Origin of the sequence: Mesorhizobium sp. CA7 (assembly GCF_020165015.1) — a bacterium.
GTDB lineage: Bacteria > Pseudomonadota > Alphaproteobacteria > Rhizobiales > Rhizobiaceae > Mesorhizobium.
Window position 1 is genome coordinate 302,685 of sequence record NZ_JAIUHH010000004.1, and the last position, 26,121, is coordinate 328,805.

The window sequence follows — 26,121 nt, forward strand, 5'->3', positions numbered from 1 at the left end:
GTCCGCCGACGTATCTATGCTTGGGTTCCTCGCCCCGCCAAAGGCGGGGAGAGGTGGCCGCGAAGCGGACGGAGAGGGGCCTTCGTAGGGCGCTCCCCTCTCCGTCTCGGCTTCGCCGAGCCACCTCTCCCCACATTCGTGAGGCGAGGAACCTTGATCCTGTCCCGCCGCGATCTTTCGCGCCCCCTCTGCCCTGCCGGGCATCTCCGCCTCGAGGGGGGAGATTAGCTAGTCGCCAATTGACAGCGCCACCCTGCTCTCTCATAAAACCTGCGTTAATGTTCTCAGGGCGGGGTGAAAGTCCCCACCGGCGGTAAGGGTTTCGACCCAAGCCCGCGAGCGCTTTCCGCGTAAACGGAAAGGTCAGCAGATCCGGTGCGATTCCGGAGCCGACGGTTACAGTCCGGATGGAAGAGAACGTACGCAAGACGGCTCGCTGGCGCGGGCCGGGTTTTTGCGTCGTGCGTCCTGATTCTGGTTCGAAACGGAAGGAAGGACCCATGAATCAGCATTTCCTTAAAGACCATACTGTCCGTCATGTCGCCGTCATCCGGGCGCGCTGGCATGCCGATATCGTCGACCAATGCGTGACGGCGTTCGAGACGGAGCTTGCCGCCCTCGGCGGCTTTGCCGTCGAGGTCTTCGACGTGCCGGGCGCTTACGAGATTCCGCTGCACGCCAAGACGCTTGCCGAGACCGGCCGCTACGCGGCGATCCTCGGCACCGCCTTCGTCGTCAATGGCGGCATCTACCGGCACGACTTCGTGGCGCGCGCGGTCATCGACGGGATGATGAATGTGCAGCTCGCGACCGGCGTGCCGGTGCTGTCGGCCGTGCTGACGCCTCACAACTACCATGACAGCGCCGAGCATCACCGCTTCTTCCATGAGCATTTCACCGTGAAGGGCAAGGAAGCGGCGAAGGCCTGCGTCGAAATCCTCGCCGCGCGCTCACGCATCGCCGCATGAAAGCAAAAACCTAAAGCGTGGAGCCTGAATCCTTTTCAGCGCGACGCGCTTTAGGCCCGGCCGCGGCCGGATTTCAGCCCTGCAACAAGAATTGCGGCCGAAAAGGCTCCGAAAGGTTGCGGTAGCTCCGAAATCCGGCCAGAAGCAATGGACCGCCCGCCCGGGCGGCCTTTTCAAACACGGGCTCGAACCAGATACGGGAGACTATTCGTTGGCTCGCATCACACTGAGACAATTGCTCGACCATGCCGCCGAACATGGCTATGGCGTGCCTGCCTTCAACATGAACAATATGGAACAGGGCCTCGCCATCATGGAGGCGGCGGAGGAGACCAAATCGCCGGTCATTCTGCAGGCCAGCCGCGGCGCGCGCGCCTATGCCAATGACGTGGTGCTGGCCAAGCTGATCGACGCGCTGGTCGAGATCCATCCCGACATCCCGGTCTGCATGCACCTCGACCACGGCAACAACGAAGCGACCTGCGTCACCGCCATCCAGTATGGCTTCACCTCGGTGATGATGGACGGCTCGCTCAAGGAGGACGGCAAGTCGCCGGCTGACTACGCCTACAATTCCGGCATCACGCGCCGCGTCGTCGACATGGCGCATTGGGGTGGCGTCTCGGTGGAAGGCGAGATCGGCGTGCTGGGCTCGCTGGAGAGCGGCGGCGGCGAGCAAGAAGACGGCCACGGCGTCGAGGGTGCGATCAGCCACGACCAGCTCTTGACCGACCCGGTGCAGGCCGAGCAGTTCGTGCGCGACACGCATGTCGACGCGCTGGCCGTCGCCATGGGCACCAGCCACGGCGCCTATAAATTCTCGCGCAAGCCGGACGGCGCGGTGCTGGCGATGAACGTGATCGAGGAGATCCACCGCCGCCTGCCCAACATGCATCTGGTCATGCACGGCTCGTCCTCGGTGCCCGAAGATTTGCAGGAGATCATCAACAAATATGGCGGCCAGATGAAGCCGACCTGGGGCGTGCCGGTGGAAGAGATCCAGCGCGGCATCAAGCATGGCGTGCGCAAGATCAACATCGACACCGACAACCGCATGGCGCTGACCGGCGCGATCCGCAAGGTGCTGACCGAGAACCCGTCGGAGTTCGATCCGCGCAAATATCTGACGCCGGCTATGGCGGCGATGAAGAAGCTCTGCAAGGAGCGCTTCGAGCAGTTCGGCACCGCCGGCAACGCGCCGAAGATCAAGCCGATCCCGCTGGCCGACATGGCCAAGCGCTACAAGTCGGGCAGCCTCGACCCGAAATTCGGCTGAGCCAACTTTCCCGCGGCCGGTTTTCAGCCGGTCGCGGGTAGCCGGCCCTGGCCTCGCCTCAGCATCCGCGTGGCGGAACTTCATGCCGGCCAAAACGGTTCCTGCTCTGACGCCTCCCGTGCCCGCTCACAGGGAAGGAGACAACCATGAGCAAGGACCGCGACAGTGAAGGTCCGGTGTTTTCCGGGCAGGACGCGCGACAGGGCGAAATCATCCTGCGCACGCGCACCCGTCGCATCATCTTCATCGCCGGGCTGGTCGGCATCGTCGTGCTGGCGCTGGTGCTGAGCATCGCCGTCCGGTGAGGGCGATTCGCGCATGATGGAGTAGCGGCCAGGGAACCATCAGCGGCCAAGCCTAGTTGAGCATTCCAGACGCAACGGAGGGCGCGCTTAGGCTGCCCCGACGGACCATGCTCACGCCGCTTTGCTGCGACATGCCGCTTCATCCGACCTGGCCGGACCTCGTCGCGCGGCTGCTGGTCACGGTGCTTGCAGGCTTCCTCATTGGCCTGAACCGCGAGGCCCGCGGTCATTCCGCTGGGTTGCGGACGACCATCCTGGTCGGCCTTGCGGCCTGCGTCGCAATGGTCCAGGCCAACATGCTGCTCGGTGTCTCGGGCAAAGGACCAGATTCCTTCGTGCGCATGGATGTGATGCGTCTTGCGCTCGGCGTGCTCACCGGTGTCGGCTTCATCGGCGGCGGCGCTATCTTGCGGCGCGGCGATCTGGTCACCGGCGTCACCACCGCCGCCACGATGTGGATCATGACCATGATCGGCCTTGCCTTCGGCGGCGGTCAGTACGGCCTCGGCGCGATCGCAACCGTGCTGACGCTGGTGACACTGCAGGCGCTGAAATGGGTCGACCTCAAGATCCGGCGCGACCACAAGGCAATCCTTTCGGTCTCCTGGCCGAAGAACGCGCCGCCCGACCTCGAGGAAATGGTACGGCCGCTTGGCTACAGTGCCCGCTTCGTCGGCATGGAGCACGACGCAGACCGTGAGCGCTTTGTTTATTCCTTCAACATTCTGTGGAAGCAGCCCGACGCTATTCCACCTTCGACCGACGTGCTGACGCTTGTCAGCGAGCATTGCGCGGTCGAGCGCTTCGAGGTGATCAGCGAGAAGCCGTTCTAGTGTCGTAACGGAGGATGCTTGAAATCGTCCCGGACATGAAACTTTCCCGCCCGCAGATGGTTCTGGGCAGATGGTACTTGTCCATGATCGGTAGGCATTGATGGCCGAACTTTCTCTGACACGCGGCCGGATGGTCGATGTCCAGATCGCCCAGCGTGGAATTCATGACCGCCGGGTCCTGGAGGCCATGCGGCAGGTTCCACGCGAGGCCTTTGTCGATCCCGATTTCGAGGAATTCGCCTATGAGGACACCCCTCTGCCGATCGGCAAGGGTCAGACGATCTCGCAACCCTTCATGGTCGCCTACATGATCGAAGCCGCCGAGATCGATCCTGGCGACCGCGTTCTCGAGGTCGGCACGGGTTCGGGTTACGCGGCGGCGGTGATGAGTCGTGTTGCGGCCCGCGTCTACACGATAGAGCGCCATGCGATGCTCGCCGAAATCGCCCGGCAGCGGTTCGAACGCCTCGGTTACGACAATATCGAGGTTCGCGCCGGCGACGGCACCAAGGGATGGAGCGACGCCGCTCCGTTCGATGCCATATTGGTGGCCGCAGCCGGTCCCGGCGCGCCGCTGGCGCTTCAGGAACAGCTCGATGTCGGTGGCCGTCTGGTGATCCCCGTCGGCAAGGAGGTCGACGACCAGCGGCTGCTGAAGGTCACCCGAACCGGCGCAACGACCTACGAGGAGGAAGACCTCGGTGGCGTGCAGTTCGTTCCGCTCATCGGCGAAGAAGGCTGGGCGGAACGGCCTCGATACGGAGACGATCGACCGGCGGTGGTTACGCCGCAACCGCGCGAAAGAAGCCTGCCGGAGATGATCGCGGCCGCCGCCGAGCCGCTGCCGGATTTCGAAGACCCAGCCTTCGGCGATCTGTTCGACCGCTTCGCGGACCGGCGTGTTGTCCTTCTCGGCGAGGCCAGTCACGGCACCTCCGAATTCTACAGGGCGCGCAGCGCGATCACGCGTCGGCTCATCGAAAAGCATGGCTTCAGCATCGTCGCGGTTGAAGCGGACTGGCCGGATGCCGCGGCCATTGACCGCCACGTCCGCCATCGGCCGCCGCGCGCGGCCACAGAGCCGCCATTCCAGCGCTTTCCCACATGGATGTGGCGCAACACCGATGTCGACGCATTCGTCGGCTGGATGCGGGATCACAATGGAGGCCTCGACGATGTTAACCGCCGGGCCGGCTTTTACGGTCTCGATATCTACAATATGAGCGCGTCGATTGCGGCCGTCCTGCGCTATCTCGACCAGGTCGATCCGGAAGCCGCCGCTGCAGCGCGGCAACGCTATGGCTGCCTGACCCCGTGGCAGAAAGAGCCTTCCACATACGGGCGCGCCGTGCTCACCGCCGGCTATCGCAAATGCGAACAAGCCGTGCTGGAGCAATGTCAGGAGCTGCTTGCAAGACAGCTCGACTACGCTCGACGGGACGGCGCCGACTTTCTCGATGCCACGCAGAATGCAAGGCTGATCGCAGCTGCTGAACGCTACTATCGCATCATGTATTACGGCGGGGCGGAATCCTGGAATCTCCGCGACACGCACATGTTCGAGACGCTAGAGCATCTACTCGAGGCGCGCGGCTCGGAGTCAAAGGCCGTCGTCTGGGCCCACAACTCGCATATCGGCGATGCCCGTTTCACCGAGATGGGAACGATCAGGCAGGAGTTGAACATCGGCCAGCTCTGCCGCGAGCGCTTTGGCGACCAAGTGGCGCTGATCGGCTTCGGCACCCATTCCGGAACCGTGGCCGCGGCTTCCGATTGGGACGATCCGATGCAGGTCATGCGGGTGCGCCCTTCGCATGCGGACAGCTACGAACGGCTCTGCCACGACAGCGGGGTGTCGCGGTTCCTGCTCGATATGGACCGCGACGCCGCACTGAGGCATCGCCTACTGGAGCGGCGGCTGGAGCGCTTCATCGGCGTGATCTACAGGCCGGAAACCGAACTGCGCAGCCACTATGCCGATGCCTCGCTGCCAAGGCAGTTCGACGCCTTCGTCTGGTTCGACAAGACGAAAGCGGTGACGCCGCTTGGGCCGGAGCATGCCAGGACCGGTGTACCCGAAACCTATCCGTTCGGACTTTGACGAAGTCGGAGTTTCGAAACGGGGCGGCGGCCAAACGCGCTCGGAACATTCGCTTCGGCCAATCAGTTCCTCATCCAGCAAATCTTGGAAGGAGCCTGCCATGAGCACCAAGCATCTCAAATCGCGCAAACCGAGCGACGCCGATCTGGAAAACAATCCAGGCATCGGAACGTCAAAGGGCAGCATCAAGGAAGGCGATGATCTCGAGCTCGGCGAGAACACGACCGAAGGCGACGTCGAGAACGACACAACGGCCAGCGGCGGCATCAATCCGCGGCAAAAAATGCGCACGAACAAATAGAGTCTAAAGCCAGGCGAGTGCCTCACGCATCCGTTTTTGGCTCTTCCGCGTCGGCGCGAACGAGCTTGATGTCGGCCCCTGCCGCCCAGGCACCGATGTCCTCGCGACGCAGCGACGCCGCCATCATGTCGGGGAAGTGATCCGGCGTGCAGGCAAAGACCGGAATGCCCAGCGCCGCGACCGAGCCGGCCATGGAAGGGTCGTAGCCGGGGCGGCCCTGGTCGGTGAGCGCGAGCAACACGACCACGTTGACGCCCGACCGCACCAGCGTCGCCAGCCTTTGCAGAAGCTCCTTGCCGTTGCCGCCCTCGTAGAGATCGGTGATCAAGATGAAATGCGCCTTGGTCGGCCGCTCGATGCGCTCGGCGCAATAGGCGACGGCTTGGTTGATATCGGTGCCGCCGCCGAGCTGGACGCCGAACAGCACCTCGACCGGATCGCTGAGCTCTTCGGTCAGATCGACGATGGCGGTGTCGAAACATACGAGCTTGGTGCGCACGACCGGCAGTGACGCCATCACGGCGGCAAAAATCGAGGCGTAGATCACTGAGCTTGCCATCGAGCCGGACTGGTCGACGCAGAGCGTCACCTCGTCGAGATCGACCAGCCGCCGCTGGCGGCGCATGAAGCCGACCAGCTTTTCCGGTACGACGGTCTTGTGGTCCGGCTGGTAGTGGCGAAGGTTCGCCGTAATGGTGCGCGGCCAATCGATGTCGCGCTGGCGCGGGCGGTTGGTGCGCCGCGACTTATCGAGCGCGCCACGGATCGCCTCCGCGGTCTTCTGCTCCAGACGCTGCATCAGCTTCGCGACAATATCGGTAATGATCGAGCGCGCGATGTCCTTGGTCTTGTCCGGCATTGCCGAGCGCAGCGAGATCAGGTCGGCGACGAGATTAACGTCGGCCTCGATCGCCTTGAGGAATTCCGGCTCCATCAGCATCTGCTTCAGGTTCAGGCGCTCGAAGGCGTCCTTCTGCACGACCTGCACGACCTGCTCGGGGAAGAAGGAGCGGATGTCGCCCATCCATTGAGCGACGCGCGGCGCCGAGCGGCCAAGCCCGCCACGCCGCTTACGTGGATCGCCGGCGGTGTCGCCGCTGCCGTCGCCATAAAGCGCGTCGAGCGCCGCAGACAGCCGCCGATCCTCGGCCGAGAGCGCCGACGATGTCTCCTCGTCGGCGCCAATCGCCAGCCGCCAGCGACGCTCCCGACTGTCCAGCGTCTGATCGAGCTCCGGCCCAGTCGCTTCGTCAGCCATGGCGGGGCTCCCCTGCGAGCAGCTTTCCAAGAAGGGCAAAATGCCTGCGCCAGGCCTCGCCGCCGTCCGGCGCCGGCGTCAGTCCGGTGGGCAGGCTCGCTCTCTTGCCAAGCACGGCCTCGATCAGGCGCCGGCGCTCCATGCTGTCGAGGTTGGTAAAGACGCGGCGCAGCAGCGGCAGATGCGCCACGAAAGCTTCCTCTTCGAGCGAGGCCAACCAGGCATCGACGGCGCCGCGCAACCCTGCGTCGTAGATCAGCCTCTGGCCGGCGCCGCTGAAAAAGCCTTCGAAGAATGCCGCGGCATCGGCAACGGGCGTTCCCGGCGACAGACGCTTTGCGAGCAGATTGGCGGTTGCTTCGGCGGAGAGCCGGCCGTGCTCGTAGAGCAGATGCGCGGCGCAACCGGCGACGAGCGCCGTCGAGCGCGATGAATCGAGCACGGCAGCCAGACCGTTGCGCCAGGCCTCCAGGACATGCTCGTCCGGTTCGACCAGCCTGATCGCCTCGTCGGCCTTGCGCAACGCGGCCATCAACGCCGCGGCGGCCTGCGCGTCGAGGTCGCGCGCCGCATAAGGCAGCGCGATCGATCCTTCGATGATCAACCGTTCCAAGAGGCCGGCGAGGCGTTCGGTCTCGGTTTTGCGCGCCTCGCCGTAGCGGATGATGTCGGCCAGCGGCGGCACCGAGGCCAGCAGCTCCAGGCACTCGCTGCTGTGCGCCGCCTTTTCCTCCAGCGCCGCGAGCCCGGCGGCGGACGCCTCGCTCAGCCCCGCCGTGATCGCGTTTTGCACGAGTGTGGCAAGCATATCCAGTGTCGCGGCCGCGCCGATCATCTGGATCAGGCGGCCATTGGCGGCCTTCTCGATGGTCGGCCCATAGACCAGGTTCTCGACCAGGCGAACCGCATATTCCGGTTGCCAGGCCAGCATCCAGCGCTCGCGGAACGTGCCGCGACTGCGGCCGACATCCGTCAGCCTGCCCCAGTTGACGCCAAGCACATTCAGCCGGTGCAGCAATGTCGAGCGGAAGAGCCCGCTCTCGCTGCGCAGGTCTACGGAAAGTTCCCGCTCAAGGGCTTCGGGCTTCAGCCGGGCCGCCTTCTGGTTGCGCTGCAGATCATCGATCAGTGGGGCAAGCGGCGTGTCGGGTGGAATCTCGCCGACATCGGCGCCGAGCAGCAGCTCGGCCTCGACCATCTTCCACAGCAAAGCCTCGCCGTTGAAGAGCGCTGAGACCGAGGCGTCGCGCAATTCCTCGAAGCCGGGCTTCGGCCTGTCGCGGATGGCGGCGAGCGCGCGAGCCAAGCGCTCTGCCTCGATCAGAGAGGCCGTGGAAACCATATGGCCCTTACCCCTGAGCACCGCGGCGATCCGCGCCAGCCAAAGGACCGAGGTATCATCGCGCCCGCGCGTCGCCCACAGATGCTTGCACCAGCCGGGAGCGACGACGCCCGCGCCATAGCCATAGCCCAGCGCGAGGCGCGGTCCGGTCCATGGCGCGAAGGTCATCGTGGTCTTGCGTCGGCCGATGCCCTTGAGCAACGCCTGGTCGCTCTTTTGCGTGTGCGCCGCCCGAAGGGCCGGCACGTGCCACGCGCCGCAGACGACGGCCAACGGTCCGTCGAATTCCTTTCGCGCGGCGGCGATCCCGAGACGCATATGCGCCTCGCGCATCGCCTCGAAGCTGCCGATCGCACCCTCGCCGTCGCGCAGCGTCGTCATCGCGTCGGCAATGGCCGCGAAGATCGGGCCGGGTGCAGGATTCTGCTCGATGATATCCGACCACCAGCTCTCGCCGTCCTCGTAGCCGGCGGCGCGCGCCAGGGTGCCGATCGGATCTCGGATGCGTTCGGCCTCCTCGCCCTGCTCTTCCGTCGCCTCCGCTTCGGCCCCATCGGCGTCCGTCGCACTTTCAGCCGCCTTCTCGGCCAGCCGCGCCGCCGACGGCAGGTCGATGAAGCGAAGCGCCGCTTTGTTGGCTACGGCCCACAGCGCCGCCTGGTACTCGGGCGAGAATTCGGCGAAAGGCCAGAACCGGGTTGCCGCGGGATCATCCTCGGGATAGCAGAGCAGCGCCACCGGCGGCTTCATGTCGGGGCTGGCGAGCAGCGGCAGCAGCGGCGTGGCGTCCACCGGCCCCTCGACCAGCACGGCGACGGGCCGCAATTCCTGCAACGCCTTGACCAGGCTCTCGGCGGAGCCCGGCCCGTGATGGCGAATGCCGAAATAGCTGATGCCGCCTTCAGTCATCGCTCAGATGGCCGCGTTGAGCGCCGCGTAATAGCCGGCATAGTCCGGCCGCTTCTTGAGCACCGTCTCCAGATATTCCTCCAGCACCACCTTGTCTTGCACCGGATCCTTGACGATGGCGCCGACAAGGCTCGAGGCAAGGCCCGCGGCGTGAAGCTTGCCGTCGTCGAACCAGGCCGCCTGGCTGAGGCCGCCGACCATCGTGGCGATCGCCTCGGCAGTGGACAGCGAGCCCGACGGCGTCTTCAGCGTCACCTTGCCGTCGGCGGTCGCGCCCGAGCGCAGCTCACGGAAGATGGTGAGCACGCGGGCGATCTCCTCGCCGACATTCTTCGGCACCGGCAGGTCAAGCCCACCGGCCATCTCGCCGACGCGCCGGGAGACGATGGAGACTTCCTCGTTCATGTCCTCAGGCAAGGGCAGCACCACGACATTGAAGCGACGCTTCAGCGCCGAGGAGAGCTCGTTGACGCCCTTGTCGCGGTTGTTGGCCGTGGCGATGATGTTGAAGCCGCGCTGCGCATAAATCGAAGTGTTCAATTCCGGCACCGGCATCATCTTTTCCGAGAGCACGGTGATCAGCGTGTCCTGGACGTCGGAGCCCATGCGCGTCAACTCTTCCAGGCGACAGAGCTTGCCGTCCTGCATGGCGCGGTAGAGCGGGGTCGGCACCAGCGCCTCCTGGCTCGGGCCCTTGGCCAACAGCTGGGCATAGTTCCAGCCATAGCGGATCTGGTTCTCGTCGGTACCGGCGGTGCATTGCACGACCAGCGTCGAGTTTCCCATGATGGCGCCGGCGAGATGTTCCGACACCCAGGATTTCGCCGTCCCGGGAACGCCGAGCAGAAGCAGCGCCCGGTCGGTAGCCAAAGTGGCGACCGCCGTTTCCATCAATTGCCGGCGGCCGACATATTTCGGCGAAATCACCGTGCCGTCGCTGGCCTTGCCGCCCATCAGATAGGTGAGCACTGCTTTGGGCGAGAGGCTCCAGCCGGCAGGCTTCTGACGGTTGTCGCCGCGCGCCAGCGCCTGCAGTTCGGACGCATAGATTTCTTCGACCGGAAGGCGGATGGCTGCATTCATGCGATCGTCTCCAGCTTGATCATCTGTGGGATTGATTCTCGGCAAGCGCCGCGTTGAGCCGCAGCAGACCGAGCGATGGGGATGCGGGCGGCAAGCCTGCGGCAACGACCTCGCCGATCAATTTTTCCGCCGTCGCCGCCGTGGCGAGAAAACCCATGGTTTCGAGATACTGCTCGGCGCTTCGTTTCATGATGTCGTTGTCACCCGAGACGGCGGCACGCAGCGCCGAAAGCGTCTTGCCGCTTGTGAGGTCGCCCCATTCCAGCCAGCCTGCTTCCGCGCCTTCGACTAGGGTGAGCGCGGCCAGATTTTGCGCGTCATTCAGGATCTGCCTGATCAGGAGACGTTTCCTGCCGCCGTCCAAACGCAACATGAGCTGGAGGACGAGAAGCGCCAACCTGCCGCCGGCGGCGACGAGCAGGTCCGCCAAACAAGCCACCGCCGCATCGCCGCCGGACGCCGAGACCATTCGAACGAGAAAGAGGTCGGCATTATCATCGACGCCAAACTGCCATGACCCGATGAAATCGGACTCCGCCTTGCCGAAGCGGGCGACGAGATCGCCGAAATAACAAGACGCGAACAAGTCGGCGCGACGTGCCTGTTGCGCGGGCGACTTGATTTTTATCGGCGCATAGGTGGTGCGGCGCCGGATGAAGCCGGATTTGCCTTCCTCGATGAAAGCGGCGAGCTCGGCTATCGGATTCTCCGGCCCGCCATCAGTTGGATTGCCACGTTCGCCCAACCTTGCCAGGAGCCGGCCGGCCATTTCGCGCACTTTGCCGGAGCGATCGGCAGACAAGCTCTTCAGAAACGGAACGTCATCGGTACCAAGGCCGAAACGCATGAGTTCGACAAGTGGAAGCCTGACCTCCGCCGGTTCGCTTGTCCCTTTGGTCTCGATGAGAGTCCGCGCCAAGGCAGGCCTGGTGCGCCGTAAATCAATCAAGGCAATACGGCGCGCGGCTGGATAGAAGTCGTCCCAGGTTTCCGCCGTCAGTTGCTCGCGGCCGGACCGTTTTTCGCCTTCGGCACCTGCCTGCCAGTCGACCCAAGGCGCATAGACATCAGGGCTTTCCTGATCCGTCACAGCGGGCATCCAGTCCATCGGATGCAGCACGAAGCCTCGGCTGGCGACGAGCGTGGCCACGCGGGTCTTGAGCCGCGCACCGGCTGCATATTTCAGTGCGGCACGCAGCGACGGCCGCAGCCGTTCGGGAAGCATCGGCAAGGCCAGCAATGGCAGTGGCGGACGGCGTTTCAAGGTCTTCGGCGCCGCCGGGCGAAGCGCGACATCCAGCGCCTGCGCGGCAATGGCCAGCAGCCGCCGCTCCTGCTCGTCCGGGTTGGCCGCCGCCGCGACTCCCTTCCATTCGGCGGGAGCAAATTCGAAAGCAGCGCCGCCGGAAATCCAGCCGTCGCGCAGCCTCGCCACCCCTGCCTGATCGAGCTCGTTCACGACAGGTCGAGCCTCCCCATGCTGCTTTGCGAAGCCAGAAGCTCGAGCCTCGCGCCGTTCCAGAGCGCGGCCGTCGCCGCGAGGTCGAGACCGAGCAAGGTTTGATCGACCGAACCCGCGACAGGCAAGGCAATGCCATGCGGATCGTTCGCCGCCTGCCACCAGGCGCCGTCCCTTTCGTCCAGCGCGATCGCGCCGGCCGGCAGGATGAGCGGGCAATCGGACAACCAAGGCGTTTTGTCCTGGAATACGGAATAAGCGGCGAGCGGATCGGTCTCGGCGCCGCCGGCGAACGCCGGCCATGCGCCAGGCGACGCGTCGCCCAGCCGCTCCGCGACCAGCGCCCTGAGCGGATTGCGGGATGGATAGAACACCAGCCTCGCCTTGAAGCGGTCCCCGGGGGCAAAAGCGCCGGAGCGCCGCCCCGCTGATGCCGGGAAGAAATCGAGCAGGAGTGCAAATCGTGGAGTTGGACTCCTGAGATCGAGCAACCAGGTGGCGTGGCTTACAAGGCCGTCGCGCCGCGTCTCGATCTTTTCGCCAAGCACCTCCCAGTCGCTCTCGACCCGGACGGCATCGGGGTTGGCGAGGATCTGGTCGCGCGTCTCCGACGTCGAGACCAGGCGCTTCAATTCGGCATCGTCGGGCGCGGCACGCCAAGCCTTGCCGAGCAGCACCAGCTTGCCGAGCTCGCGGATGGCGGCGTCCGGGCGCTCCTCGCCGCGCAGCGCCATCAGCCGCGCCGGCAACTCGTCGATGCGCCCGGCGAGCGTCGTCGCCTTCAGATCGACAAGACGCGCCGCGATGCGGCGGCAGCGTCCACTGCTGGCGCCGACAAAGCCGGCGAGACCGAGCCGAAGCTGGTCGGCAATCCATTGGTCGAGCTCATCGAGCGCCGCAGAAACCGCGCTGCGCGTGTCCTCGGCCCGCTTGCGCTGCGCGGCCTCGCGGCGTTCGGCGGCAGCAGCGTCCTCAACAGGAGCGGTCTCTTCCGGCCGCGATGCCTCGTCGATGCTTTTGCCCTCCGCGCGCGCGGGCGCCTGCGCCGGCGGCGATCCTGGCTTGCGGCGCCGGCCGAGCCAGTCGTTCACCCAGTCGGGCGTCTGGTCGACACGCGCGAAGCTGTCGGGCGCCGTGGCACCGATCCACGCCAACGCGAGTATGTGCTTGCACGGAAATTTTCGCGACGGACACGTGCATTTATAGCCGTGATCGGAGGTGTCGAATGCGACCCGGTACGGGTTGGATCCTGAGCCCTGGCATTCGCCCCAGATGAGCGGAAGCTGTTCATGTGCTTCAAGCCTGGGCCAGTTCGACCGCTTGGTCAGCTTGGCCGCGGCGCCAAGCGAAGCCTGATCGGGGGCCAATGCCTCGATTGTCTTCAAATCCAGCTGCAAGCCGCGCGCCTCTCACCACCCCGAAGCAATGACGTCGCAACGATTGATAGCCGTTTGCGGCGCGCCGGTGTAGCTCCAGCCGCCGTAAATTTGAGAACCTGTCTAACATTCCGTTGCTCTCCTGACAGCACCGGTCAGGCCATTTGTGAACATCGTTCATTTTTCTCTTGAACGTCGTTCACGATATGCTATAGTGCGTTCGTGAACAACGTTCAAGGCAATGTATCCGGCCTGAAACAGACCGGCGCCGATCCGGCTTAACGCTGAAACGAAAGGATCATATCGATGCTCGCCGACAGCCAAGCCCGCAAACAGTCACGTGCCTGGAAGGCCTGGAGACCGATCGCGGACGACAGATTCCAGGCGCCAAGAACAAGAAACAAATGGATTGGATTGAATCGCAGTAACGAAGTTTAACGGCTTCCCGATAAACAAGGCTCGAACCGCGCAAGTGTCCGCTCCGTCCAATCGGATTGCCAGCCGGACTTGCCCAATGGAAATTGCCATGAACACCCATCTGATGATGTCGCGGCGCTTCGCGCCTCTCTTCTGGACGCAATTCCTCTCAGCCTTCAATGACAATTTCCTGAAGAACACGCTGGTGTTCCTCATTCTCTTCACGCTTGCCAAGGACCAGGCCGCGTCGCTGGTGACGCTGGCGGGGGCTGTCTTCATGGCGCCCTTCCTGCTGCTGTCGGCGCTTGGCGGCGAGATCGCCGACCGCTTCGACAAGGCGCTGATCGCGCGGCGGCTGAAGTTCACCGAGATCGCCGCGGCCGCCGTTGCCGTCGCCGGCATCGCGCTGTCGTCGATCCCGGTGCTGATGACGGCGCTGTTGATGTTCGGCACCATCTCGGCGCTGTTCGGGCCGATCAAATACGGCATCCTGCCGGATCATCTCGAGCGCAAGGAACTGCCAAAGGCCAATGCCTGGATCGAGTCGGCCACGTTCGCAGCGATCCTCGGCGGCACCATCGCCGGCGGCGTCGTCTCCGCCGATGGTATCGGCGTTTGGGTGTTCGGACCGATCATGATGGCGCTGGCCGTCGGCTGCTGGTTCGTCAGCCGCTATATACCGTCCACCGGTTCGGCCGCGCCCAACCTTGCCATCGACAAGAACATCTTCCGCTCGACCTGGCGGCAGGTCGCCGACTTGCGCACCGACACGCGCATCTGGCGTGCCGGCTTGATGACCTCCTGGTTCTGGCTGGTCGGCGCCATCGTGCTGTCGATCCTGCCGACGCTGATCAAGGATTCGCTCGGCGGCAACGAGATCGCGGTCACCGCCTATCTTGCCGTGTTCGCCGTCTCGATTGCCATCGGCTCGGCCATCGCCGCCTGGATGTCGCAAGGGCGCATGGTGCTGCTGCCGGCGCCGGTCGGCACCGCGCTGCTGGCGCTGTTCGGCCTGCATCTGGCCTGGACCATCGGCAGCATGCAGCCCTCGCCCAAGGCCGAGACGCTTGCCGCCTTCTTCGCCGGGCCGAACACCATTCGTGTCGCCATCGACCTCGCCGGCATGGCCATCGCCGCCGCCTTCCTGGTGGTGCCGACCTTCGCCGCCGTGCAGGCCTGGTCGCCGGAAGCGCGACGCGCCCGCGTCGTCGCCGCGGTCAGCATCGTCAATGCGGGCTTCATGACCGTCGGCGGCATTCTCGTCGCGGCCATCCAGGCTGCAGGCGTCTCGATCGCCGGCATCCTGTTCGGCCTTGTCGCGGCCAATGCCCTCGCCGCCTGGCTGATGCTGAAATATCTGCCGACCAACCCCTTCCGCGACTTCGTCTCTATCCTCTTCCGCGCCTTCCTGCGCCTGGAGATCGAGGGCATCGAAAACCTCAAGGCGGCCGGCAAGGCGCCGATCCTGGCGCTCAACCATGTCAGCTTCCTCGACGGTCCGCTGGCCCTGACCCTGACCGACGAGGAACCAGTCTTCGCCATCGACTATACGATCGCACAGGCCTGGTGGATGAAGCCGTTCATGAAGCTTGCTCGCGCGCTGCCGCTCAATCCCGCGAAACCTATGTCGACCCGCACGCTGATCAAGATCGTGCAGGGCGGCGACCCGCTGGTCATCTTCCCGGAAGGCCGCATCACTGTCACCGGCGGCCTGATGAAGGTCTATGACGGCGCGGCCATGGTGGCCGACAAGACCAGCTCGATGGTGGTGCCGGTGCGCATCGAGGGGCTGGAGAAGAGCTACTTCTCGCGACTGACCTCGCAGCATGTGCGCCGCCGCCTGTTCCCGAAGGTCAAGGTGACCATACTGGAGCCGGTGAAGCTCGAAGTCGCGCAGGAACTGAAGGGCCGCCAGCGTCGCGCCGCGGCCGGCTCCGCGCTCTACCAGGTGATGTCGGACCTGGTCTTCCGCACCCAGGAGATCGGCAAGACGGTGCTGGAGAAGATCATCGAGACCGCCAACGAGCGCGGCATGAAGGAGCTCGCCGTGCAGGATCCGGTTACCGGGTCGCTGAGCTACGGCAAGCTGCTGACGGCCGCCGCCGTGCTCGGCGAGAAGTTCGAGCATCTCTATGCCGGCCAGCAGACATTGGGCATCATGCTGCCCAACGCCAACGGCGCCTGCGCGGCACTTCTCGGCGTGATGTCGGCCGGCAAGGTTCCGGCGATGATCAACTTCACCGCCGGTGCAGCGAACATCCTGTCGGCCTGCAAGGCGGCCGAGGTGCGCACCGTGCTCACCTCCCGCGCCTTCGTCGAACAGGCAAAGCTCGGGCCGGTCGTCGAGGAGATCGGCCGCTCGGTCGACATCGTCTGGCTCGACGACCTGCGGGCCACGATTGGCCTCAAGGACAAGCTGCTCGGCCTGTTGCGCAAGACGACGCCGCGGGTGGCGCGCAAGGCGGACGATCCGGCAGCGATCCTGTTCACCTCGGGCTCGGAAGGCACGCCCAAGGGCGTGGTGCTCACCCACCGCAACATCCTGGCCAATGCCGCCCAGGCCGCCTCGCGCATCGACTTCCATTCGGGCGACAAGGTGTTCAACGTGCTGCCGATCTTCCACTCCTTCGGCATGACGGCAGGCACGGTGCTGCCGCTGATCTCCGGCGTGCCGGTCTATTTCTACCCCTCGCCGCTGCACTACCGCATCGTGCCGGAACTGATCTACGGGTCGAACGCGACGATCATCTTCGGCACCGACACGTTCCTCTCCGGCTATGCCCGCACGGCGCACCCTTACGACTTCCGCTCGGTGCGCTACTGCTTCGCGGGCGCCGAGCCGGTCAAGGCCGCCACGCGCACGACCTATATGGAGAAGTTCGGCCTGCGCATCCTGGAGGGCTACGGCGTGACCGAAACCGCGCCGGTGATCGCCATCAACACGCCGATGTACAACAAATCGGGCAGCGTCGGTAAGATCATGCCCGGCATGGAGTACCGTCTCGAGCCGGTGCCCGGCGTCGACGAAGGCGGCCGCCTTTTCGTGCGCGGCCCCAACGTCATGGCCGGCTATCTGCGCGCCGAGAATCCTGGCGTGATCGAGCCGCTGGAAAACGGCTGGCACGACACCGGCGATGTCGTCACCGTCGACGATGCGGGCTTCATCTCGATCCGTGGCCGCGCCAAGCGTTTCGCCAAGATCGGTGGCGAGATGGTTTCGCTTGCCGCGGTGGAGGCGCTGGCGGGCGAATTGTGGAAAGGCTCGCTGTCGGCCGTCGCCACACTGCCGGACGCGCGCAAGGGCGAGAAGCTGATCCTGATCACGGAAGCGCCCGGCGCCACCCGCGCCGAGTTCCTGACCTTCGCCAAGGCGAACGGGGCCATGGACCTGATGGTGCCGGCCGAAGTGCGCGTCGTGGCGAAAGTGCCGGTGCTCGGTTCCGGCAAGCTCGACTTCGCCGGCGTGACCAGGATGGTGCGCGGCGAGGAAGACCTGAAGGTCAAGGCCGCCTGACCCGCGCGTGCGAACAGGCCGGCAACAAGCTCCGGCCTGTTCATTGCCAGTCCCTGACGTTCACTCACATGTTGGCGGCGGTCGGGCGCACGATCACTTCGTTGACGTCGACGCCGTCGGGCTGTTCGAGCGCGAAGCGGATTGCGCGGGCGATGGCGTCCGGCGTCAGCGACTTTTGCCGCCACTCTTTCAAAGCCGCTGCCACCTGCGGGTCGCTGATGTCGTCGCCCAATTCGGTCGCTGTCACGCCGGGGGAGATGATCGTGGCGCGGATGTCGTCGTGCTCCTGCCGCAGGCCTTCGGTGATCGCCCACACCGCGTATTTCGTGCCACAGTAGACCGCCGCGGTGGGCAGCACGAGATGCGCGCCGACGGACGCCACGTTGACGATGTGCCCGTTTTTCTGCGCGACGAAGCGCGGCAGCACCGAAGCGATCCCGTTCAGCACGCCAAAGATGTTGACGTTTATCATGCGCGCCCACTCATCGCGCTTCAGCGCGGCAAGCGGCGATAGCGGCATGACGCCGGCATTGTTGACCAGCGCATCGATCCGGCCGAATTGGGCATGAGCGGCATCGGCGAAAGCCTCGAAGCTCTCGGCATCCGTTACGTCGAGCTCGCGCCAGGCGATGCGTTCGCCGATTTCCTCGGCCAGCGCCTTCAGACGCTCGGCGCGTCGGGCTCCGATGAACAGTCTGGCGCCGGCCGCGGCAAGCTCTCGCACCGTCGCCTCGCCGATGCCGCTCGATGCGCCGGTGATGAGTACAACCTTGTCTTTCAGTCCCGTCATGATCGTTCCTTTTTGGCTTGCGGTGACGGGATGGAAAATGGCGCCGCACAGGCGAAGACCGGTAGCGTGATCGTCCAAAGAATTTGCACAATCCTCCAAACGAGGCGGACAAGCCTTGCAACATTCCGCGTCATGCAGATTTATGCGGCATGGAAAAAATCACCGAACTGGCCGGGCTGATTGCCCGGCATGCCAGGAATCCCGGCATTTCAAGCACCGCGATCCCCCGGCTGACGCTCATTCGTGCCGACCGGCCCAGCGCGCCGGTGCCGGCGGTCTATGAAGCCTCGCTTTGCATAATCGCCCAAGGGTCGAAGCGCGTCTCGCTGGCAGACCAGAGCGTGGTCTATGATGCATCGAGCTATCTTCTTGTTTCGGTCGACCTGCCTCTGGTCGGCCATGTTCTCGAGGCCAGTCCGGCCGCGCCATATCTATGCTGCAAGATCGACTTCGACCTCGCGGCACTTGCCGATCTGCTGGTGACGGAGCGGCGGGCTTCTGGCGAAAAGGACTTGCCTGTGCTTGCTGTCTATCCAAGCGACCCGGACCTGATCGATGCCGCGGGCCGATTGGTGAAGCTGCTCGATCGCCCCGAAACCATCGATGTTCTGGCCCCGCTGATAGAGCGCGAAATCCTCTACCGTCTGCTTACCGGTCCGCATGGCGCAACGCTTCGTCAAATGGGAACCGTGGATAGCCACCTGAACCAAGTGAGCCGTGCGATCGCCACGATTCGGAGCGGATTCCAGGCGCAACTGCGGATCGACGAAATTGCCGCGGCGTCAGGCATGAGCGCGTCGTCGCTTCATGCTCACTTCAAGGCGATCACGCGCATGACCCCGCTGGAATATCAAAAGCAGCTACGCCTGCAGGAAGCGCGAAGGCTGATGCTGGCCGACGGGGCCAACGCCGGCACGGCCGGTTTCGCGGTCGGCTATGACAGCCCGTCCCAGTTCAGCCGCGAATATCGGCGCCTGTTCGGCGCCCCGCCCCGTCAGGACATCGAGCGTCTTCAGGCTATACCCGGCTCGGCCGCGGCCTATTGAGGCTTTGGCCGAACGGGGTGCAGCCTGTCAACAGGCCCTGCATCGCCGGAGACTTTGCGCCGGACCGATCGGCTCAGGCCGCGTATCTTGCCATGACGGGCTGCCTCGACCACTGGGCATACCAGGTGTCGAAGAGCTTGAGCTGCTGCTCGGCATAACCGCGTTGGCTGTCGCTCAGCGCGTCCGTCTCGTTGAAGTGCAACCTGTATTCGGGATTACCCTTCAGCACCATCATGTGCTTGAAATAGAGCACGAGGTCCGGTCCCTCGTCGAAAGAGGACAGCACGGCCAGTGCCGCGTCCAGTTCCTGCGCCAGCCGGCGCGCTTCGGCATCGCCTTGCGCCGCCGCCTGGCTGAGGCCCACCAGATGCAGCACTTCCTTGGGCAGGACATTGCCGATGCCGGTGATGGCGCCCGAAGCGCCGCAATTGACGAAGCCGTGGAAGACGGCGGTGTCGACGCCGATCATCAGCGCAACGTCATCGTCGCGGCTGGTTATGTTTTCGGCCGCATAGCGCAAATCCGCCGGGCCGCCGAATTCCTTGAAGCCGACCAGGTTCGGATGCTCGGCGCGCAGCGCGAAGAAAAGGTCGGCGCGCGTGGCAAAGCCGTAATAGGGACTGTTGTAGATGACGGCCGGCAGGTCGGGCGCGGCGGCAAGGATCGCCTTGAAATGATGACGCTGCGCCGCCACCGACGGCCCGCGCGAGAGAACGCGCGGGATGACCATCAGGCCCCGCGCGCCGACCTTTTGCGCATGGGCGGCATGCGCCACGGCGCTGGCGGTGTTGACCGCGCCGGTGCCGACGATCGCCGGGACGCCGGCCTTCACCAGGCGCTCGACGCCTTCCATGCGCTGCGCGTCGGTCAGCAGCGGCCAGTCGCCCATGGAGCCGCAATAGACGACGGCCGACATGCCGGCGGCGATCAGCTCGCGCCCCTTGCGCACCAGCGCGTCGAAGTCGGGAAGTCGGTCATCGGTGCAAGGCGTCATCAGCGCCGGCATGCAGCCGGAAAAAACATTGGCGGTCATCTTCGAAGTCTCCTTGAGGCAGGCATGCGGAATGACCAGTTTGGCCCGGCGCAGCACCGCTTGCCAAGCGGATAGTCGCTTTTCCGGCTGAAGCGAGCCTCAAACGGTCACCACGATCTTGCCGAACTGTTCGCCTGCTTCCAAAAAACGGTGCGCCTCGGCGATCTTCTCGAACGGAAACGTCCTGGCGATGACCGGCTTCAGCGCGCCTGTGGCGAGGCCGTCGAGGATGAAGGCCTTGGCGGCTTCAAGCCGGGCGGGATCGCCGGTGATCTCGTGGACGAGGTAGCCGCGCAGCGTCAACGTTTTCGTCAGGACATCGAACAGCGGGAACGGCGTCGGCTCGGGGCTGAGGCCGCCATATTCGATGAGAATGCCGCCGCGCGCCATGGCGGCCGTAAGCGGCGTGAAGATCGGGCCGCCGACCGCGTCGAGGACGACGCGAACGCCTTGCGGTGCGATCTTCCTCAGCCTCGCTTCGATATCCTCCTCGGCCAAGGCCACCACATGCGCCGCGCCGGCATCGAGCAGCGCCGTCTTCTTGGCCGATGTTCGGGTGACGGCGATCGGCACCGCGCCAATACTGTTGGCGATTTGGATGGCGGCGAGCCCGACGCTGCTCGACGCGGCGGTGATGACGACAGGCTCGCCAGGGCCGAGACGTGCGATATCGACCAGCGCGCCATAGGCGGTGAGATATTGCATCCATGTCGCGGCGGCGGCCTCGAATGAAAGCGATGGCGGATGTTTCACCACAAGCTCGGCCGGGAAATTCACGAGCTCGCCATAGGCCGGCCAGCGCGCCATCGAGCGCGGCGGGATGATGCTGACCGCATCACCCAGTGCGAAGACTTCCACGCCGGCTCCCACCGCCTCGACCACCCCCGCCGCTTCGAGGCCGAGGCCCGACGGCAGCGTCGGCGTCTCGATGTAAGAGCCGTTGCGCATCAAGGCTTCGGCGCGGTTCAAGCCCAGCGCCCTGACGCGGATCCGCACCTCGCCGGGCCCCGGCGACGGAACATCCATATCTTCGATGCGAAGCACCTCGGGACCGCCGTGACTGTGAAAGCGAACAACCCTTGCCATGCCTGAAACTCCAAACCCAATCGATGGAATGGACTATGCAACGGTATCGAGAACCGATAAATCGGCACACAGGCAGAACAGTCGAAACGATTGGTTTTGAATATGGATCGCCTCGAAAGCATGGAGGTCTTCGTCAAGGCTGCCGATCTCGGCTCGTTCGCGGCCGCCGCGGCGGCGCTCGACCTGTCGGGGCCGATGGTCGGCAAGCATGTCCGCTTCCTCGAAGAGCGGCTCGGCATGCGGCTCATCAACCGCACCACGCGCCGGCAGAGCCTGACCGATCTCGGGCGCGCCTATTACGAGCGCTGCCGCATCGTGCTGGCCGAAGCGCAAGCGGCCGATGCATTGGCAGCCGATCAGTTGTCCGAGCCGCGCGGCACACTGCGCGTGACGATGCCGGCGCATTTCGGTCGCCACTGCGTCACGCCGATCCTAATCGAGCTGGCCCGGCGTTATCCGACGCTGGAATTGGACCTGTCGCTCAGCGATCGCTTCGTCGATCTCGTCGAGGACGGTTTCGACCTGGCGATCCGCACCGGAACGCTGGATGACAGGGCCGGCATCATTGCGCGCCGCGTCGCGCGGCAGCGCATGATCGTCTGCGCGTCGCCGTCCTACATCGAAAGCTTCGGCCGACCGCTTCAGCCCGAAGACATCGCCAGCCATCAGGCGATCGTCTACCGGCGGCTCGGCCACGTGCTGCAGCCATGGCTGTTTACGCGCGACGATGACTCGGTGACGCAGATCGCCCCCGCCGGCCGGCTGCGGCTCGACGACCTCGACGCCATCGCCGACGCGGCAACCGACGGCATGGGACTGGCCTGGCTGCCATACTGGCTGGTGCGACAACGCATCGAGGGCGGCACACTGGTCCGCCTGCTGCCTGAGCAACGGGACTATCTCTATGACTGCCATGCGCTCCGGCTGCAGGCGCCGCATCTACCGCTGAAAGTGCGGCTGGCCGTCGACGCGCTGGCGGTGGGATTGCCGAAGATGATGAGCTAAGTCCACGCCGATTTCAGTCACTGCATCACACCGAGCCACGTCAGCACCTTCCTCGCGAACAGATGATCGTAAGCCCCGAAACCTTCAGCACTGCGGCGGGTTCGACGGTCTATGCGCTGGAAGTCTCATGCCTTTCACACCGTAGAGCGCAGAAGGGCCTGCATGTGTTCTGGCAGGTCGAGCTCGCCGCGCGCCTCGATCTCCAAAAGGTATCGGGCCTTGGCCAGGCGGTCGCCTTGCTTGACCGCCCGATAGGCGCAGATGGCCAGCAGCGCCCTCTCCTCCTCTCGGCCGGCCTCGATGTGGTCACGGCTATGGCTGCCCCTTGTGTGGACGGCCTTGCCGAACGCTGCGTACGCTGCCTTGTGCGCCTCAATCAGGGCGAACAGGTCATTGGATGGTTGCCGGTCACGCCTCGGCGCCTTCGTGCTGTGACCGTTTGCTGCGACGGTCGAGGCGACGACCGCGCAGCCGGAATGAAAAAGCAAGGCGCGGCGGCTGATCCTGGACGTGGCGAACTCTCCTCTTCACTTTACGGCAGGTCCGAGCGGATGCCGTGAACATCACCACACCGTAACACAACGGTTCGCGCATTCATGTCAGGATGGAATAGCCAGGAAAATGCGCTTGAGGTTCGAGCGCGCGAAATATTCGAGCGGCGGCGGCTGACGAGTCGGAGCCGGTGAAGGGATCGACATCCAAATGTAGGCCGAGCGCTTCGCCGGTCTGACCGGAGGATTCCCGACGCAGATAAGAAAAAGGCCGGGCGCGAAAGCGGCCCGGCCAAAGTATGAAGGTCATAACCTTCAGAGGGGAACATCGCCCGGCGCAATGGGAGGAAAACACCGAGCGATGGTTCCTATGTGGGCCTGAAGCGGCATATTTTCCACGAACGGAATTCCAAAAAAGACGGGAAACGCGAAAAAATCTCGCTCAAATCCAACGAAATCGTCAGCCGATGGCCGCTGCTTTTTCCAGAAGGTCGGCATAGTGACGCCGCGCCACGTCGGGATGCGACCGCAGGCGGCTTTTCAGCACATTGGTTCCGACGTTGCGGAAGAGCGGATTGTCGGGATCGCTGGCCGGGCCGCGCGCTTCGGCCGCCAGTTCCTCGGGCAGGTCGAGCAGCGGGATCGTGGCATCGAGCCGGGCGCTGAAGAAGAACGGCACCGAAATCCGTTCGACGCCGGCCGGCGGCGGGCCGACGCGATGCACGGTTGCCCTGAGATAGCCGTTCGAGGCGAGCTCCAGCAACTCGCCGATGTTGACGACGAGCGTTCGCGGGATCGGGTCGACATCGACCCAGCTGCCGTCATATTCGACCTGGAGGCCCTTGTTCTCGTCCTGCAGCAGAAGCGTGAGAAACCCGCCATCCTTGTGCGCGCCGACGCCCTGGTCGTCGCCGGTGGCATTGCGGCCGGGATAGCGCACGATCTTCATGCGATGGTTGGGTTCGCCGCGATAGATCGGATCGAAAGCATCCTCCGGCTGGTCTAGCGACAGCGCGAAGGCTTTCAGCAGCCGGATCGCCACATCGGTCGCCTTGGCCTGCCAGGCAAGCAGCGCGGGCTTCAGATCGGGAAGCGCGGCAGGCCACTGGTTCGGACCCTGCAGCCGCGTCCAGGCCGGCACGCCCGGCCCTTGCACAATCGTCGTGCGCTCGACGCCGATGTCGAGCTGCTCGCGCCAGTCGGCCTTGCCTTTGGTCAGCTCGCCGCCGGCGCGCGTATAGCCGCGAAACTGTGGCGACTTGACCATTTCGATGTCGAGCTTGTCGGCCTCCGGCAAGGCGAAGAAGCGGCGCGCGGCGCCCAGCACTGCATCGATCTCCGGCTGGGTGATGCCGTGGCCGCTCAGATAGAAGAAGCCGACATCGCGCGCGGCGGTACGCAGATCGAACAGAAATGTCCGCAGTTCCGATGCGCCCTGCTCCAGGCGATCGAGATCGAGCACCGGGATTATTCTGGCCATGGACAGGCTCCTCTTGGCGGTAACTCTTTGTTTTTCGCAATTCCGGACGGAAAACTGCTGCGCACTTTTCCTGGAATTGCTCTCTTTAGTTTTGGTGCAATTCCGAACGGAAAACCGCTACGCACTTTTCCTGGAATTGCTCTAGCGACCCCTTGGCACGATTACATGCGCGCCATTGCGGGTGAAGAAACGCACCGCCCAATCTCGTTGCAAACGGAGCAAGCCGGCGCTCAATTCCCGTCTTTTGCGGCAAATTGCGTTCGCGCCGGCGCCCTTGCTCGCCCGGTCAGCGATGATCCAGCCGCGCGACGAGCCGGTCGCCGATCCACTGGATGCCGCAGACCAGCACGATGAGAACGACGACCACGGCGACCATGACGCTGGTCTCGAAGCGTTGGTAGCCGTAGCGGATGGCCAGGTCGCCGAGACCGCCGGCACCGATGGCGCCGGCCATGGCCGAGGCGCCGACCAGCGTCACCAGCGTCACCGTGAAGCCGGCGACAATGCCCGGCAGCGCCTCCGGCACCAGCACCTCGCGGATGATCGTCCAGCGGTTGCCACCCATGGCGCGCGCCGCCTCGATCAGCCCGTGGTCGACCTCGCGCAGCGACACTTCGGCGATGCGGGCGTAGTAGGGCGTGGCGGCGATCGACAACGGCACGATCGCCGCCCAGGTGCCGATCGAGGTGCCGACGATCAGCCGCGTCACCGGGATCAGCGCCACCAGCAAAATGATGAAAGGAACCGACCGGAAGCCGTTGATGACGGCGCCGAGAGTACGGTTGACCCAAAGGCTCTCGGCGATGCCGCCGCGATCGGTGGCGACCAAGGCAAGGCCGAGCGGCAGGCCGAAGACGAGCGATATGATACCGGACGCGCCGGTCATCAGCACCGTTTCCCAGATCGAGCGAAGCAGGAGTTCAAACAGGACCGGCGACATGGCCAAGCACCTCCACCCGCGCGCCGCGGTCCTTCAGGAATGTCGTCACCCGCGCAAGATGCGTGGCTTCAGCGCCGGCAACGGCCAGGAACAGCGTGCCGACAGGCTGACCTTGGACATGATCGACGCCGCCCTGCACCAGGCGGAATTGGCCTGGCACCGCTGCGGCAAGATCGGAAAGCAAAGCACCGCGCGCTGCCTCGCCGGCCACATCGATCCGGAGAATCGTTACCGCGCCTTCGCCCGGAGCCAGCCGGCTGGCGATCTCGGGCGGCAATTGCGGCCGGATGCTGCCGAGCAGGCTGCGGGTGATCTCCGATTTCGGATTGGCGAAGACCTGCCAGACGGCCCCCTCCTCGACGATCCGGCCGGCATCGATCACCGCCACGCGGTCGGCGATCGAACGGATCACCTCCATCTCGTGGGTGATGAGCAGGATTGTGAGACCGAGCCTGGAATTGATGTCCTTAAGCAGCGCCAGGATCGAGCGCGTCGTCTCCGGATCGAGCGCCGAAGTCGCCTCGTCCGACAAGAGCAGCGCCGGCCGCGCGGCGAGCGCCCTGGCGATGCCGACACGCTGCTTCTGTCCGCCCGACAGCGACGCCGGATAGGCCTTGGCTTTCTCCGACAGACCGACGAGCTGCAGCAGTTCCGCCGCGCGGGCCAAGCGCTCGGCGCGCGGGCGGCCCTCGATCTTGAGTGGCAGCGCGACATTCTCCTCGACGGTCTTGGCCGACAGAAGGTTGAAGTGCTGGAAAACCATGCCGATGCGCCGGCGGAGCGGCTGCAGCTCGCGTTCGCTCAGGCGGCCGATTTCGCGGCCCTCGATGAAGACCTCGCCGGAATCGGGCCGCTCCAGCCCGTTCAGACAGCGGATCAGCGTCGACTTGCCGGCGCCGCTGCGGCCGATGATGCCGAGGATCTCGCCCTTCTGAACGGTCAGCGAGACACCGTCCAGCGCCGCCGTCGCGCCGAAGCGGCGCTTCAGGCCGACGAGGCGGACAACGTCTTCCCGCCCGGTCGGCTGGATGTGGATCGGGTCGGCGCGTTCGGCAGTGACATGCTGGTTCATTTCTATGTCCGTTTCTGTGCCGCGCAAACGCGACGG

Annotated in this window: 21 protein-coding genes and 1 riboswitch; of the genes, 9 read left to right on the forward strand and 12 right to left on the reverse strand. The window is 64.8% G+C overall.

All coding sequences use genetic code 11. The features are described 5' to 3' along the window. Positions 1-276 precede the first annotated feature (276 nt). A riboswitch (FMN riboswitch) is annotated at positions 277-423 on the forward strand. A 77-nt stretch (positions 424-500) separates the two neighbouring features. The 6 genes from LB552_RS11495 (at position 501) to LB552_RS11520 (ending at position 5,784) form a co-directional block, all read left to right on the forward strand. Further along, entirely contained in the window at positions 501-968 is a 468-nt protein-coding gene (locus tag LB552_RS11495; protein WP_224605459.1) for a 6,7-dimethyl-8-ribityllumazine synthase, read from the forward strand. A gap of 211 nt (positions 969-1,179) precedes the next feature. Continuing rightward, the gene (fba, locus tag LB552_RS11500; protein WP_140675387.1) at positions 1,180-2,244 is read left to right on the forward strand and encodes a class II fructose-bisphosphate aldolase; all 1,065 of its coding nucleotides are present in this window, start codon (positions 1,180-1,182) and stop codon (positions 2,242-2,244) included. Positions 2,245-2,390: 146 nt separating this feature from the next. After that, complete coding sequence (locus LB552_RS11505) at positions 2,391-2,549, forward strand: peptide ABC transporter permease (RefSeq protein WP_140634712.1); 159 nt, start codon at positions 2,391-2,393, stop codon at positions 2,547-2,549. A gap of 107 nt (positions 2,550-2,656) precedes the next feature. Next, positions 2,657-3,382, forward strand: coding sequence for an MgtC/SapB family protein (locus LB552_RS11510; protein WP_224605461.1), 726 nt, complete (start codon positions 2,657-2,659; stop codon positions 3,380-3,382). A 100-nt stretch (positions 3,383-3,482) separates the two neighbouring features. Further along, entirely contained in the window at positions 3,483-5,483 is a 2,001-nt protein-coding gene (locus tag LB552_RS11515) for a protein-L-isoaspartate(D-aspartate) O-methyltransferase (protein ID WP_224605472.1), read from the forward strand. Between the two features lie 100 nt (positions 5,484-5,583). Then, positions 5,584-5,784 (forward strand): hypothetical protein, encoded by a 201-nt coding sequence (locus LB552_RS11520; protein ID WP_095768799.1) that lies wholly within the window; start codon positions 5,584-5,586, stop codon positions 5,782-5,784. A 22-nt stretch (positions 5,785-5,806) separates the two neighbouring features. On the opposite strand, the gene LB552_RS11525 is transcribed toward LB552_RS11520, so the two are convergent. Genes LB552_RS11525 through LB552_RS11545 form a run of 5 tightly spaced genes read right to left on the reverse strand, consistent with a single transcriptional unit; the run spans position 5,807 to position 13,232 of the window. After that, positions 5,807-7,042: a VWA domain-containing protein gene (locus LB552_RS11525; RefSeq protein WP_224605475.1), complete on the reverse strand. Its 1,236-nt coding sequence runs from the start codon at positions 7,040-7,042 to the stop codon at positions 5,807-5,809. Continuing rightward, positions 7,035-9,293 (reverse strand): DUF5682 family protein, encoded by a 2,259-nt coding sequence (locus tag LB552_RS11530; RefSeq protein ID WP_224605477.1) that lies wholly within the window; start codon positions 9,291-9,293, stop codon positions 7,035-7,037. The genes LB552_RS11525 and LB552_RS11530 overlap by 8 nt, the downstream gene beginning before the upstream one ends. Positions 9,294-9,296: 3 nt before the next feature. Further along, positions 9,297-10,376, reverse strand: coding sequence for an ATP-binding protein (locus tag LB552_RS11535; protein ID WP_224601151.1), 1,080 nt, complete (start codon positions 10,374-10,376; stop codon positions 9,297-9,299). A 19-nt stretch (positions 10,377-10,395) separates the two neighbouring features. Then, a complete protein-coding gene (locus LB552_RS11540) occupies positions 10,396-11,835 on the reverse strand; it encodes a DUF5691 domain-containing protein (protein ID WP_224605480.1) in 1,440 nt (479 codons plus the stop codon). After that, entirely contained in the window at positions 11,832-13,232 is a 1,401-nt protein-coding gene (locus LB552_RS11545; RefSeq protein WP_224605482.1) for an SWIM zinc finger family protein, read from the reverse strand. The genes LB552_RS11540 and LB552_RS11545 overlap by 4 nt, the downstream gene beginning before the upstream one ends. Positions 13,233-13,737: 505 nt before the next feature. Here LB552_RS11545 and LB552_RS11550 point away from each other — a divergent pair. After that, on the forward strand, positions 13,738-17,142 hold the full coding sequence (locus tag LB552_RS11550) for an acyl-[ACP]--phospholipid O-acyltransferase (RefSeq protein ID WP_224605484.1): 3,405 nt from the start codon (positions 13,738-13,740) through the stop codon (positions 17,140-17,142). A gap of 64 nt (positions 17,143-17,206) precedes the next feature. Here LB552_RS11550 and LB552_RS11555 read toward each other — a convergent pair whose 3' ends face one another. Continuing rightward, complete coding sequence (locus tag LB552_RS11555) at positions 17,207-17,932, reverse strand: SDR family oxidoreductase (protein WP_224605486.1); 726 nt, start codon at positions 17,930-17,932, stop codon at positions 17,207-17,209. Positions 17,933-18,081: 149 nt separating this feature from the next. Between LB552_RS11555 and LB552_RS11560 the strand changes: the two genes are divergently transcribed. Further along, positions 18,082-18,978: an AraC family transcriptional regulator gene (locus tag LB552_RS11560; RefSeq protein ID WP_224605488.1), complete on the forward strand. Its 897-nt coding sequence runs from the start codon at positions 18,082-18,084 to the stop codon at positions 18,976-18,978. 73 nt (positions 18,979-19,051) lie between these two features. On the opposite strand, the gene LB552_RS11565 is transcribed toward LB552_RS11560, so the two are convergent. After that, positions 19,052-20,011, reverse strand: a complete 960-nt coding sequence (locus LB552_RS11565; protein WP_224605490.1) for a dihydrodipicolinate synthase family protein — start codon at positions 20,009-20,011, stop codon at positions 19,052-19,054. A 99-nt stretch (positions 20,012-20,110) separates the two neighbouring features. Beyond that, positions 20,111-21,097, reverse strand: coding sequence for a zinc-dependent alcohol dehydrogenase family protein (locus LB552_RS11570; RefSeq protein WP_224605492.1), 987 nt, complete (start codon positions 21,095-21,097; stop codon positions 20,111-20,113). A gap of 102 nt (positions 21,098-21,199) precedes the next feature. Between LB552_RS11570 and LB552_RS11575 the strand changes: the two genes are divergently transcribed. Further along, positions 21,200-22,102 carry a LysR family transcriptional regulator gene (locus tag LB552_RS11575; RefSeq protein ID WP_224605494.1) on the forward strand — a complete coding sequence of 301 codons (903 nt, stop codon included), beginning with the start codon at positions 21,200-21,202 and terminating at the stop codon, positions 22,100-22,102. Positions 22,103-22,236: 134 nt separating this feature from the next. Here LB552_RS11575 and LB552_RS11580 read toward each other — a convergent pair whose 3' ends face one another. The 4 genes from LB552_RS11580 to LB552_RS11595 form a co-directional block, all read right to left on the reverse strand. Continuing rightward, the gene (locus LB552_RS11580; RefSeq protein WP_224605496.1) at positions 22,237-22,590 is read right to left on the reverse strand and encodes a hypothetical protein; all 354 of its coding nucleotides are present in this window, start codon (positions 22,588-22,590) and stop codon (positions 22,237-22,239) included. Positions 22,591-23,053: 463 nt separating this feature from the next. Further along, positions 23,054-24,073 (reverse strand): isopenicillin N synthase family dioxygenase, encoded by a 1,020-nt coding sequence (locus LB552_RS11585; RefSeq protein ID WP_224605498.1) that lies wholly within the window; start codon positions 24,071-24,073, stop codon positions 23,054-23,056. Positions 24,074-24,359: 286 nt separating this feature from the next. After that, complete coding sequence (locus LB552_RS11590) at positions 24,360-25,013, reverse strand: methionine ABC transporter permease (RefSeq protein ID WP_140844297.1); 654 nt, start codon at positions 25,011-25,013, stop codon at positions 24,360-24,362. Next, positions 24,994-26,085, reverse strand: a complete 1,092-nt coding sequence (locus LB552_RS11595) for a methionine ABC transporter ATP-binding protein (RefSeq protein ID WP_224605501.1) — start codon at positions 26,083-26,085, stop codon at positions 24,994-24,996. The genes LB552_RS11590 and LB552_RS11595 overlap by 20 nt, the downstream gene beginning before the upstream one ends. Positions 26,086-26,121 lie beyond the last annotated feature (36 nt).